Source organism: Aureivirga marina (assembly GCF_015767265.1).
GTDB lineage: Bacteria > Bacteroidota > Bacteroidia > Flavobacteriales > Flavobacteriaceae > Aureivirga > Aureivirga marina.
Genome location: NZ_JADPIB010000001.1, coordinates 390,547 through 405,080 on the forward strand (window position 1 = coordinate 390,547; position 14,534 = coordinate 405,080).

At 31.3% G+C, this 14,534-nt stretch carries 7 protein-coding genes; all 7 read right to left on the reverse strand.

Going from position 1 to position 14,534, the window contains the following annotated elements; all coding sequences use genetic code 11:
* Positions 1 to 22: 22 nt before the first annotated feature.
* Entirely contained in the window at positions 23 to 3,496 is a 3,474-nt protein-coding gene (locus I1A51_RS01795) for a LamG-like jellyroll fold domain-containing protein (protein WP_196890664.1), read from the reverse strand.
* Between the two features lie 189 nt (positions 3,497 to 3,685).
* A complete protein-coding gene (locus I1A51_RS01800) occupies positions 3,686 to 4,030 on the reverse strand; it encodes a heavy metal-binding domain-containing protein (protein WP_196890665.1) in 345 nt (114 codons plus the stop codon).
* 23 nt (positions 4,031 to 4,053) lie between these two features.
* The gene (locus I1A51_RS01805) at positions 4,054 to 5,733 is read right to left on the reverse strand and encodes an efflux RND transporter periplasmic adaptor subunit (protein ID WP_196890666.1); all 1,680 of its coding nucleotides are present in this window, start codon (positions 5,731 to 5,733) and stop codon (positions 4,054 to 4,056) included.
* Between the two features lie 80 nt (positions 5,734 to 5,813).
* Positions 5,814 to 8,903, reverse strand: a complete 3,090-nt coding sequence (locus I1A51_RS01810) for a copper-transporting P-type ATPase (RefSeq protein WP_231373931.1) — start codon at positions 8,901 to 8,903, stop codon at positions 5,814 to 5,816.
* A gap of 36 nt (positions 8,904 to 8,939) precedes the next feature.
* Positions 8,940 to 10,172, reverse strand: coding sequence for a TolC family protein (locus I1A51_RS01815; RefSeq protein ID WP_196890667.1), 1,233 nt, complete (start codon positions 10,170 to 10,172; stop codon positions 8,940 to 8,942).
* A gap of 85 nt (positions 10,173 to 10,257) precedes the next feature.
* Positions 10,258 to 13,944 carry an efflux RND transporter permease subunit gene (locus I1A51_RS01820; RefSeq protein ID WP_196890668.1) on the reverse strand — a complete coding sequence of 1,229 codons (3,687 nt, stop codon included), beginning with the start codon at positions 13,942 to 13,944 and terminating at the stop codon, positions 10,258 to 10,260.
* Positions 13,945 to 14,084: 140 nt separating this feature from the next.
* Positions 14,085 to 14,507, reverse strand: coding sequence for an HYC_CC_PP family protein (locus I1A51_RS01825; RefSeq protein WP_196890669.1), 423 nt, complete (start codon positions 14,505 to 14,507; stop codon positions 14,085 to 14,087).
* Positions 14,508 to 14,534 lie beyond the last annotated feature (27 nt).

A 14,534-nucleotide genomic window follows, 5' to 3' on the forward strand; every position in this document is an offset into this window, starting at 1 on the left:
CATTTAACAGCATTTTATACTATTATTCAATAACCATCTTTTTGATTTCAACTCCAGAACCTTTTTTGATATTTACAAAATAAACTCCAGAAGCTGTATTTCTTGTATTAAATGATAATTTATCTTTAGAAACTGTCATTGGAATTTCTATTTTTCTACCTAAATTATCAAAAATTGTAATTTCCATTTCTTCTACTTTTTCACCAGTAATAAAGAATTCATCTGTAGCAGGATTTGGGAAAATATCAATGTTAGAAACAGCTTTAATATCTTCATAAGATAACGGATATTCTACCGTAAAGTTGTAATTAATATTATCTCCAAAATCTGGCTCAAATTCTTTAATTTGATTTCCATTTTCATAGAATCTTACATATCCTGTTCCTCTGTCTTGTCCAATTGCAGCCCAGAACCAATAATCTAATCCATCATCTCCACTATCCGTAACTTCGAAAGTATAGCAACCTGGTGATAATGTAATTTGATCTTCAAAAGTTTGCTCAATATTATTTGGCATATTCGTTCTTTCAAAAACAATATCTCCATTTGCATTTAAGACTCTATATTCATTTTCTCCTCCTCTTTTATTCGTTTTAAATTTGATAGAAAAAGTAGAAGGTAAAACTTCTGGTAATTCAAATTTAGACTTATAAAGATTATTATGCACATATTCATCTGCTCCACCATTTGGTGCACTAATTTCAGCAAAGAAAGTATTCGTTGTAGAAACTGCAGAAGACCATAATTCAGGAGAAGTTGGTAAATTCACTACTTCAGATTCATTAAAATCTAAATTTCCAGTCCAGTTATGTGTTAATTTTTCTCCTCCATTATTCACCCAATATTCAATATTTAATGAAGTTAATGTTGTAGAACCTGTATTTTTAATTACAACTTTAGGATCATTACAAATAGAATTAAATCTAGCATATTCAACTCTGTTCGAAGGTTCCATAATTTCAACAATTTCTGCATCTAATGTGTGATTAATTGCACCATAAGTAACCAATTGATGTGTTACTTTGTAGCTAGTTTCTTCTGTAGTTGCAGTTACACCATAATCAATATTTACAGTTCCTCCAGGAGTTACATAAGAAGTTATATCAGATTCTTGAACATCTGTTGGCATTCCAGGGCACCATCCCGCTCTATCAAAAAGCCAAGTTCCACCTTGAGGATAAATTGGATTTTCAGCACATTCTTTCCAAACTTGCCAACTAAATTCATTTGAACCTCCATCTAAATTTAAATGGTGTGTTCTTGGAACAAATTCACCATTTTGACCATGTCCAGTAATTGCAGATCTAATTTTAAAGAATTCTCCATCTGCATTTAAAGTAATATCTTTTGGTGCAAAATATCTATCTGTTGAAATTTGTTCATAATTTCTTCCTTGGCTTCTCCAGATTTGTTCAATATCAATCACATCTCTTGGTGGTGTTCCTAAAATGAATACAAATTTAATATCCATATCTTCTTGCCATCTTCCAGCATCTTCTACTGTAATTTTTCTCGTTCCTTTAAAAACAGGAGCAAAATCTGTTACATCAAATGTCCATGTTTTACCTGCCATTCCTAAATCTAAGAATAATCCATAAGGAGTAACAAAAGACATAATTTCAAACTTAGAATCCCATCTTTTGATATATTCTAAATCTTCAATTTCAAAAGTTCCATCAGGAGTTACATCCGATGTAGAAATAACTTCACCTGTTTCTCCATCAATAGTTTCTTCAGGAATTGCTTGCCAATAATTTGTCGCACTAATTTCGCTAACTTCATCAGATTCTAAAGCATCTGCATCTGGAACAATTTCATATTCCTGTACAAAATTAGGTTCATTTTGCACAGAAATAATTTCTGTAGTTTCATTTATTGTTTGCTCATATTCACCTTGAACAAAATCAATATTTGGTCTTAATGTTTTTGTTGTAATATTTTTAAAAATTTCTTTTCCATCAAAAACAGGTTGTACCATATAATTCATTAAAACAGCATCTGTACTATTTGAAGATTCATCAATTGCTTCTGTTTCATGTGCATCATCAAAAGTATAACTGAATAATAAATTATCATATTCCGCATGTGAATTTCCAGCTTTTGAATACATTACTTCTTGAATTTCTTCCAATGTTAATTCTGTATTCCACATTGTTAATTCATCTAACTTTCCATCATAATATTTATCATTTGTCCAGTTACTTCTTCCAATATAATTATTTGTTCTTTCAATACTTTCTGGTAAATGTAAATCTCCTGAAGCCACTAAAACTCCATTAACATATAATTTCCCATTTCCTGAAGGATCTACACTTCCTGCAATATGCATCCATTTATTTGTTTCTAAAACATTTTCTGCTTTTAAACTTTTACTATCACTTCCAATTCTAGTGCTAAAAACCAAATGTGGATTTGTTCCATCATTCGCCACTAAAATATTATCAACTCCGGCTCCATTTCCAAAATCAAAAACTCTCGACCATTTTTTGAATGAATCATAATAAACCCAAGCAGTAAAAGACATTCCTTCAGAAAAATCATAAGTTGCATCAGGAACATCAATATATTGATTTGTTCCTCCTAATTCTAAATAATGATCTGTAATATCACTTGTTAAAACAGTATTTGAAGTTGCATTTCCTCCTTCAATTGAAATCGCTCCAGTTTCAGAATCCGCTGTAAAATTTAATTCCACCAAAATATTAGAAGTTCCATCCCAGTTGAATGCATTTGTAAATTGGAAGTGATTTTCACCAACAGAAGTTGTATAATCATTAAAATAAACTTGTGTAAATCCATCTAAATTTAAATTTCCTGCTTCAATCGTCGCATCAGAAATTCCTTTAAATCGAATTCTTAAAAATTTTGCTTCATTTGTTCCACTTAAAACATTTAAACGTAATCCTGTAATTTCTCCAGCAGAAATTCCCGCAGAAGATAATTCAGAAGCAGTAATTAAAAATTGACTTTTTCCTGATTTATTTTGCACAGAAATTACATCAGATAAAGAAGAAGATCCAGATCCAATTCCTCCAATTGTTTCACTAATTGTACTTGTAATTACAGCTTCTTCATGAGTGTATTGATAATGCGTAAACGTAGGATCTTCAGAATATGCATAGCTATCTCCATCAAAACCTCCTATTTTATAATTCGGATGTGTATATAAAACTTCATCTCTTTTTGTAGGATCATGAAGGAAGGTGTTACAAGAATAATCCCACTCCCCACATCCTTTATTACGATCATTAGCATCAGAAACCAATCCGTCTTTACAACGCATTGAGTAAAGCATTAAAATTTTTGAAAATGTAGCATCTTCTGGAAGTACCGAGAAGTCAAGTTCTTTTTCACGAATCTCACCTCCCCATGGATTTGTACTATGCGTTTCAGAGTAATCAAACGCCTGAACTGTAATACTGTCTCCAACAGATTGAGCAGAAAGTGAGTTAGAAAATAAAGCTCCCAAGAGCATAGAAAATAATAGTTTTTTCATATTGTTAAATTTAAATTATTGTAAATATATACAATCATTTAAATTATTACACTAACAACATGATTTACGTTAAAATAGTATTAGTTTTTAATAATATTAACATATTATATATTTTTAACATAAATAAAAAAGCGTATTACTTTTAAAAGTAATACGCTTTTCACACATAAAATGTATAATTTTTAATTCTTAGTGTGCATGTCCTTCGTGGCTATCGTGACCGTGACCTTTATGAGATTCTTCCTTTGCAGGAGTCTCTGAAGCATCTTTAGCAACTTTCGCTAAATCCATTTTACAAGTTGGACATTTTCCTTCTTTCTCGTAAGTTTTTCCTTTCTCACAATCCATTGGACATTGATAAATGTCTGCACTTGCAATCTCTTTAGTTTCAACTTTCTTTGGAGCTTCTTCCTTTTTTACTGCTTCCGTTTTTGGAGTTGTTGCTTCATTATTTTCTGTTTTTGGAGCTTCTCCACAAGATACTGCAACTAATGATGTAGCGATAAATACTACTGCTAAAATTGTTTTTTTCATTTTTGTTATAATATTATATAGGGTTAATTAAGTACTTTTTCTAAGGTTCCACAAGAAAGCATTGCTTCTCCAAAATATGGATTTAATACTTCTGTTTTCGAATTTATCCAATTCCCTCCTTCATTATTATTTGCCATCGGACAATAAAAAACATTTAATTCTCTTTGAAGTGAAACTTTTTCAACCAACTGAATTACAGATTTTGACAAATTATCGAAAACAGCTCTTTGTGCTTTTAAATCTGGCTGGCTCGCAAATATATGAAACTCTTTACTTACCTTATTTAACAATTCTTTGACTTTTTTATCTTTTATACTCTTCTCTATTAATTGAAGATCTTTTGTTGTCTGAATTGTTAATTTTTTAATTTCACTTTCATTACCAGAAACCATATTTTCAGCTATTTTTAAATAATCATCTACTATTAAATTTAAATTCTCAACTTCTGATTGTTCTATTTCCTGCTTTGCAACAACTTTCATCATACTTTTCTTTCCTTGTAATTGCGCTGCTGCATCCACTGTAAATGTTCCTGAAACTACAATTTCATCTTCTGAATCTAATCCTTTATGAACTTGATACATCGTTTCTGAAATTGGTGAAACTACAACTTCTTTTATTTCAAAATGTGGTTGTGCATCTTTTGTTTTTGTGTAAACAATTGATCTTTTTCCTGTCCATAAAACTGCCGATTTCGGAATCGTAATTTGCTCATTATTCTCTTTAATTTTTGTAGGAAATAAATTTGCATTTACCAACATTTCAGGCTTCCATAAACCTTTTTTATTATCTAATTCAACACGAACTTGAATTGTTTTTTTCATCTTATCAACAGTTGGATGAATAAATGTAATCTTTCCTTCAAAAGTTTCATTTGGATATCCTTTCGTATAAATTTTCATTGCATCACCAATTTTAAAGTTTGCAATATCCGATTCATAAACATCCATTACAGCCCAAACTTTATCTAAATTTGCAACTTTAAAAATTGCTTTTCCATCCATTATATGATCTCCTTCTTTTGTCATTTGTTCAGTTACAACACCAGAAACATGTGCATAAATTGGAATATAATCTATAATTTTATTAGAAGCTTCAATTTGTTGAATTTGTCTATCGGAAAATTTCCATAGTTTCAATTTATTGTAAACAGCATTATATAATTCTGGTTGCTTTTCTTTGTTTTCTGCAACTTTTAAAAACTCCTTTTGTGCAACTAACAATTCTGGGGAATACACCTCAGCAATTTTATCATGCTTATTTACTTTTTGTCCTAAATAATTGATGTAAAGCTTTTCGATTCGTCCTGAATAATGTGCAGGTTGTGTTTCTTCTAAATCTTCTGCAATTTGAATTTTACCAAAAACAGTCTTAGAAGCATCTTCTGAATTCACCTCAGCATCTCCAATTTTTAAAGTTTGAATATTTGCTAAAGCCAAAGCATCTTTTGTCAATGAAAATGTCGTTGTATTCTCTGTATCTGAAACTTCAGAAGCTTTAATTAAATCCATTCCACAAATTGGACAATCACCAGGTTGTTTTTGTCTAATTTGCGGATGCATTGAGCAAGTCCATTCTATACTTCCTTCAGCAGCTAACTCTTCCTCCGTATGCTCATGCGTATCTTGAAAAACAATTTTCCCTATAAAAATACCTATAAGAAGAATTGCTATAATTCCTATTATTTGTTTTAAATATTTCATTTTTAATTCGTGTTTCTTGATTCTAAATTCTTGTAAAAAGGATGCTCTTAATTAATTTATCAAGCACCCTTTTTTATATTTTAAATACGTGCTCTTTTTAATCTTAATGCATTACTAATTACAGAAAGTGAACTCAAACTCATTGCCGCAGCTGCAATCATTGGAGATAATAAAATTCCAAAGAATGGGAATAAAACTCCAGCAGCTACAGGAATTCCAAGTGTGTTATATAAGAAAGCAAAGAATAAATTTTGATGAATATTTTTCAATACAGTTTCACTCAATACTTTTGCTTTTACAATTCCTTGTAAATCTCCTTTCACTAAAGTGATTTCGGCGCTCTCAATTGCAACATCCGTACCAGTTCCCATTGCAATTCCAACAAAAGCTTGTGCAAGCGCTGGCGCATCATTAATTCCATCACCAGACATCGCAACTTTCTTACCTTCTTCTTCCAATCGCTTTACCTCTTCTAATTTATCTTCTGGTAAACAACCAGCTTTGTAATGCTCTAAACCTAATTGTTCTGCAACTGCTTTTGCTGTATTTTCATTATCTCCAGTAAGCATAATCACATCTACACCTTTACGTATCAAAGTATGAATTGCTTCTTTACTAGATTTTTTAATTGCATCTACAAAAACAATGTATCCTTCTACTTGATTTCCAACAACGATATATGAAATTGTTTTACCAAGTTTTTGTTGCTCTTCAACTTCATTTTCTATTTTTTCAGAAAGAGAAACATTAAACTGTTTTAACAATTTATCATTTCCTACCAAAATTTTTAAATTATCAACTTCAGCAATTGCTCCTTTTCCTGCAACAACTTCAAAGTTTTTAATTTCTTTAAAAGGAACTTCTTTCGCTTTTCCATATTTCACCACAGCAGATGCCAATGGATGTTCTGAAGCTTTATTTAAAGAAGCAGACCATTCTGTTAATTCTGTTTCCGAATGACTTCCTACAGAAACAATATTTTCCACAGATGGTTTTCCTTCCGTAATAGTTCCTGTTTTATCTACAACAACTGTATCAACTTTCTTCATCTTTTCCAGAGCTTCTGCATTTTTAATTAAAACTCCTTCTCTTGCTCCTCGTCCAACTCCAACCATTACAGACATTGGCGTTGCCAATCCTAAAGCACAAGGACAAGCGATAATTAAAACTGCAATTGCATTTACAAAAGCATAAATAAAAGCTGGTTCTGGACCAAAGAAATACCAAATAATAAAAGTGATGATTGCAACAACAATTACAATTGGAACAAATATTTTTGCAACTCTATCCACCAATTTTTGAATTGGTGCTTTTGAGCGACTTGCATTATTTACCATTTCAATAATTTGAGAAAGCATTGTTTCACTTCCTACTTTTGTTGCTTTCATTAAAAAGGAAGTTGTTCCATTAATTGTCCCTGCAACTACTTTATCTTCTACATTTTTGTCTACAGGAACTGGTTCCCCAGAAATCATCGATTCATCTACGACAGCATGTCCTTCAATTATTTCTCCATCTACAGGAATTTTCTCTCCTGGTTTTACTCTTAATGTTGCTCCATGTGGAATTTCTGAAATTGGAATTACTTTTTCCTTTCCATCTTCCACAATAGTTGCATCTGAAGGAACTAATTGTAGTAAAGCTTTAATAGCTCCGTTTGTTTGACTATGTGCTCTCGCTTCTAAAACTTGTCCAATTAAAACTAGTGTTAGAATTACAGTTACTGCTTCAAAATAAGTATAAACTGTACCGCTTGCTGTTTTAAATTCTGCTGGAAAAACTTCTGGAAAAATTAATCCGAAAATACTGAACAAATAAGCAACTCCAGCTCCAATTCCAATCAATGTAAACATGTTTAAATTCCATGTTTTAATAGAAATCCAAGCTCTTTGGAAAAACATAAATGTTCCATAAAAAACTACAGGAATTGACAAGGCAAATGAAATCCAATTCCATCCTTCTTGTGGTAAAATATTTAACAAGAAATTATTTGGAATTAAATCAATAATCATTGCAATTAAAAACACTGGAACTGTGAATAAAATGGAAATTTTCAGTTTTTTCACCAAGGTTCTATACGTTTTATCATCTTCATTTTCTTCTGCTTGCATTGGAACTAAATCCATTCCACAAATTGGACAATTTCCTGGTCCATCTTTTATAATTTCTGGATGCATCGGACATGTATATTTTCCTGCTGTAGAAACTACTTTTGTCAAATCTTTTTCTAAATGCATTCCACAAACAGGACAATTCCCTGGCTCTTCATACATTTTATCTCCTTCACATCGCATCGGACAAAAATATGCTCCATCTCCTGAACCAGAATTTGATTCCTGTTTATGGTGATGTTCATGATTATGATGTTCTCCACCACAACAACTCATTTTTGGAGCTTCTTCTTTGTTCTCTGGATTTGAAGCTTTTTCATTTCCAGAAATTTCATCATTTGAAGAATCTTCTGTCACTAAATGCATCCCACAAACAGGACAATTTCCAGGTTTATCATATTTTTTATCTCCTTCACATTGCATCGAACAGAAGTAAATTTCTGTGTCTGGTTTATCACCAGCAGATTTCTCTTTCACTAAAGACATTCCACAACTGGGACAATCTCCTTCTTCTGCATAATGAGCATCATTATTACAATGCATCGGACAATAATATAATTTATTCGTTTCTTTAGCTTCTTTTATAGAATGCTCTTTACTATATTTTTGATGTTCTTTTGTTGTTAATGTTTCTTCTTTTAATAAATCCATTCCGCAAGTTGGACAATTTCCAGCCTTAGAATAATGCTTATCATTATTACAATGCATCGGACAATAAAAAAGCTTTGGCTCTTCTTGCTTTTGCATTTTAGATTTTTCATCTTCTTCCAATAAAGTCATTCCACAAGTCGGACAATTTCCAGGTTTATCATAACGCTTATTATTATTACAACCCATCGGACAATAATACTGTTTATCATGTATTAACTCTTCCTCAGAATGCTTTTCTTCTGCTTTATGTTCCTTTTCTTGATGTGTATGTTTTTCTTCATTTTGAGTTAAAAACATCCCACATACAGGACAACTTCCAGGTGCATCATATGTTTTGTCACCTTCACAATACATAGGACAATGATATTTTGCATTGTTATTTGCTGTTTGATCTTTCTTATTATCCATCTTATTTTTGTGTTTGGAATTAATTTCAACAAAGAATCACTCCTCTGTCAAAAACTGTAAAATCACTTCATTTTTAAAAAACTCATATTCCTTTTCGCTATATTTCAATTCATATTCTAAATTTTCTTCCTCCAAAGAAAGAATCTCTAAATAGTCAATATCTCCCGTACTTAATGATGTCAAACTCACATCAATAATTTCATTCATTTTTGAAATTTTCTTTTGTTCTGTTTGCATATCTAAATACGCATTCTTGTATGCAGTTTCTGCTTTTCTATATTCTATTTCCAATGCTTTTACTTGTTCTTTTTTCTTCAAGTCTAAAGCATCTTGCGTAACTTTAAATTGTTGTTTTTTGGCTTTGTAATTTTTGGAAAGAATTGGAATAGTTAAAGATAATTTTGGCATAAAAACATCTTTACCATTATCTGGAATTTGCATTCCTTTGATTTCATCAACAAAAACATACTCCATTCCTACCTGAATTTTTGGCTTATTTTCTTTTGTGGTCAAAAATTCGTTCTTACTCGCCGTCTTTTTTTGTTGTTCAATATTTAAAATCATCGGATTATTTTTCTCCAATGAATTACTACTAAAGATACGATTTTTTATCTCTAATCTTGAAGGAATTACAATGCTATCTTGCTGATTTCGTTGTAATAATTTGTTAAAAATTCGCTTTTCCAAAACAAACAATTGCTCTTTTTTTGCCAACATATTTAAAAAATCCTCTTTTTTTATCTGAATTTTCAATATATCTGTCAATTGCATTTTATTTGTTTCCACAGCTTTTAAACTCAATTCTTCATATAAAGAAATGTTCTTAATATATTCTTCATATGTCTGAATTTCACTTTGAATTTTATACAAATTATAATACGAAAGTTGCACCTGAGAAATCAATTCTTTCTTTGTTAAATTCTGTAAAATCTTCTTCTCTTCTTTTTCAGAATTCACAATTTCTTCTCTCGCTTTAAAAGTTCCAAACCAAGGAAATTCTTGTCCAACGCCAACTTTTGCTCGCTGACTTCCTACTCTTGTTTCTGGTTCTGAAATGAAATAACCAAAATCAATTTTTGTGTCTTTTAAGCTTTTTACCTGCTCTTTTTTATTTTCAAAGTTTTCAATCTCTAAACTTTCTGATTGTAATCCGTAATTATTTTCTACAGCAATCTGAATATATTCGTCCAAAGATTGTGCTTTTCCTAAAAAAGAAAACAACAAGAACAAACAAACTAAAATTGAATATTTTACCTTTTTTGAATTCATGTTTTTATATTTTAATTAATCTTGCGCTCTTCATAAAATTCTTCATTGTTGAAATTCTTTACAAATTCGTAGCACATAAATTCTTCTATTTTTTACTAATAAGTTTCATTCTTTTTTCCTGATACAAACTGAAAAGTACAGGCACTACAAACAGAGAAATTAAAGCAATTAACATTCCTCCAAAAGCTGGAATTGCCATCGGAATCATGATATCACTTCCTCTTCCTGAAGCTGTCAAAATTGGAAGTAAAGCCAATAAAGTTGTCGCTGTTGTCATCAAACAAGGACGAATTCTTTTTTGTCCTGCTTCAATTACAGATTCTCGTATTTCTTGTTTATTTTTTGGATTATTTCTCTTGAAAGTTTGCGAAAGATACGTTGCCATAACAACACCGTCATCCGTTGCAATTCCGAATAAGGCAATAAATCCAATCCACACAGCAACAGACATATTTATGGTTTTAATATGAAACAAATCACGAAGATTAATTCCAAACAAATCAAAATTCATGAACCAATCTTGACCATACAACCAAAGCAACATAAATCCACCTGAAAGCGCTACAGCAATTCCGCTAAAAACCATTAGAGAAACAGGAATTGATTGGAACTGGAAATAAAGAATAATGAAAATAATTACTAAAACTAAAGGAACAATAATTTGTAAAGTTGCTTCCGCGCGTAATTGATTTTCATAAGTTCCCGTAAAATCAAAACTGATTCCTTTTGGAACTTTCAATCCTCCTGTTTGGATTAAATTTTCAATCTCATTCTGCGCATTTTCTACCACAGAAACTTCTGCAAAATCATCTTGTTTATCAAAAAGCACATAACCAACTAAAAATGTATCTTCACTTTTGATTGCCTGACTTCCTTTTTCATATTTTATTTTCACAAAATTCTTTAAAGGAATCTGACCGTTTGTTGGAGTTTTCACATAAATATCTTCCAAAGCTTCTGGAGAATTTCGTAATTCTCTTGGATAACGAATACGAACATTAAAACGCTCTCGTCCTTCCACAGTTTGCGAACTGATTTTTCCTCCAACTGCAATTTCAATTACATCTTGAACATCTTCAATATGCAATCCATAACGTGCAATTTCTTGTCGATCAATTTCTAAAAGCAAATAAGGTTTTCCAACCAATCTTTCTGCGAAAACAGTTTCAGGTTTTACACCTTTTACACCTTGAAGAACTTTCTCTAACTCTAAACCAAAATTCTCAATTTCTTGTAAATTCGTTCCTTTTACTTTTATTCCCATCGGTGAACGCATTCCTGTTTGAAGCATAATCAAACGCGTTTGAATTGGTTGTAATTTCGGTGCAGAAGTTACACCAGGAAGTTTTGTTGCATTAACGATTTCATGCCAGATATCATCAGGTGATTTTATATGAGAACGCCATTGACGGAAAAACTTTCCATCTTCATCTGGAATCAATTCTGAAACTTCAATTGCTCGATTATCTTGAGTTGTTTTTCCATTTTTCAATTCAAATGCTCCATCATCATTTACTTTAAATCGCAACTGATTTCTATCCTTATCTTGAATATATTCCGATTTATAATTAATAATATTTTCATACATAGAAAGCGGTGCAGGATCCAAAGCAGACTCAATTCGTCCAGCCTTTCCAACAACAGTTTCAATTTCAGGAATAGAAGCAACTCCCATATCTAATTGCTGTAAAACTCTTTTATTTTCAGCAGTTCCTGCGTGTGGCAATGATGTTGGCATTAATAAAAATGAACCTTCATTTAAAGCAGGCATAAATTCTTTTCCAAGAGACTTCCAAGCTCCTAAACCAAGGACAAAAAGAATAATTGGAATCGTTAAAAAAGCTAATTTAAATTGTAATGCTTTTTGTAAAATTTGTGTATAATATTTTCTAAAAAGAAGAAATCCACCTAAAATTCCAAAAACAATAATTCCTACAAATAAGATATTTTTTAATGGAATTACTTGTAATCCTAAAGGACTCCAATAAAGTGCTAAAGAACATGTAACTAATAACGATATTAATCCAATCAATCCGTATTGCCATTGTTTCTTTGAGATTTTTTCTTTTTTGTATAAATAAGAGCCTATTCCTAAAAGAATAATAAAGATTCCTTGCCAAAATCCGAAAACCAATAAAGCAATTCCTCCTAAAACTAAAATAGAAGTAAAAAACCATTTTAATCCTTTATTTATTTTTTGATTTTTAAATAAAACTGCGGCAAAAGGTGGCAAAATAAAAAGTGTAACTAAAATTGCAGCAACCAATGCAAAGGTTTTTGTATAAGCTAAAGGTCGAAATAATTTTCCTTCGGCTGCTTCCATTGTAAATACTGGAATAAAACTCACAATTGTTGTAATCACCGCAGTTAGAATTGCTCCTGAAACTTCTTTTGTTGCGTTATAAACAATTTTATTTACAGAAAGTTTATCCCGATATTTATCTAAATGTTGAATAATATTTTCGGAGAGAATTACCCCTAAATCTACAATAGTTCCGATAGCAATTGCGATACCTGAAAGCGCTACAATATTCGCATCAATATGAAATAATTTCATCCCAATAAAAACCATCAGAACGGAAATTGGTAGTAAACTTGAAATTAATAAAGAAGCTCGTAAATTCATTACCATCACAACAATTACTAGAATTGTAATTAAAATCTCTAGAATTAAAGCTTCGTTTAAAGTTTCTAAAGTTTCCTGAATTAATTCCGTTCGATCATAAAAAGGAACGATAGTTAGTTGCGAAGTTCTTCCATCCGCTAAAACTTTGGAAGGTAAACCTTTTCCGATAGATTCAATTTTCTGTTTTACATTTTGAATCACTTCCATCGGATTTGCACCATAACGAGCAACTACAGCTCCACCTACAACTTCTGCTCCTTCTTTATCTAAAATTCCTCGTCGTTCTGCTGGCCCAAGTTGTACTTTCGCAATATCTTTAATTCGAATTGGTGTATTTTCATTTGCAACAACTACTTCATTTCCGATATCTGAAATAGATTCTACATACCCCAAACCTCGAACAATATATTCTACATTGTTAATTTCTAAAGTTTGCGCACCAACATCTTTATTACTTTTCTTTACAGCATTTGCAACTTCTGCAAGTGAAATATTATATTGTTGCAAAGCATTCGGATTCACATCTACTTGATATTCTTGAACAAATCCTCCAATAGAAGCAACTTCAGAAACACCTTTTGCAGCACTCAATCCATATTTCACATAATAATCTTGAATTGTACGAAGTTCATGCAAATCCCAACCTCCTGTCACATTTCCTTCTGCATCTCTTCCTTCTAGAGTATACCAAAATATTTGTCCAAGACCTGTTGCATCTGGTCCTAAAGTTGGTTGTACATTAGGTGGTAAAAGATTTGCTGGAAGTGCATTCAGTTTTTCTAGAATTCGACTTCGACTCCAATAAAACTCTACATCTTCTTCAAAAATGATATAGATTGTTGAGAAACCAAACATCGATGAACTACGAATTGTTTTCACACCAGGAATCCCTAGTAATGAAGTAGTTAAAGGATAGGTAATTTGATCCTCAATATCTTGTGGTGAACGTCCTGCCCATTTGGTATAAACAATTTGTTGGTTTTCTCCAATATCAGGAATTGCATCCACAGCAACTGGATTTCGTTGAATATTTCCAACTTTCCAATCGAAAGGAGCTGTATAAACTCCCCAACCGATAATAATTACGGCTATTAAAAATGAGACTAATTTATGTTTAATTAGAAACTGTATAATCTTATGTAACATTTGCTAATTTTCTTTAAAACAGACTTTACATCTATTTTGATTAAAAAATTAAATTAAAACAAGTGAATACATCGCATACGAATACGACAATTCATTTCACACACATTATGGTATGTGAATTCTTAAAATGTTACAAAATCCTACAGTAAAAAAGTTTGAAAAAGAACTGGTCTGTCCTTTGTAATTGGTGGGGAATCGTGCTTTTTGTTAGGAATAATTTCAATACTCTTTTCTTCAAAATTAAACACAAAAGTGTATAAAAAAGGAGCGATGAAATCTAACTTTGGAAGTTTGATATTTTCATGAGAACATTGTGTATCTGTATTTGTTGCTTTCAGATTTGAAACTTCATCTTCACAACATTTTTTCTTAGAAACCTGATGACAAATTGCATTTTGCTCACCTTCTTCGGCTTCCATTCCACAATTATCTGCATTTGCAAAGAAAGAAATTGACGCTAATTCTTCAGCACAAAAATGCTTTTCTATCGTAAATGAAAACGTAGAAAGAAGCACTACAAATGCTAAAAAACAAGACGCTATTCTAATTGTTGCAGATTTCATGAGTTCTTCATGTTTGTATCTGCAAAG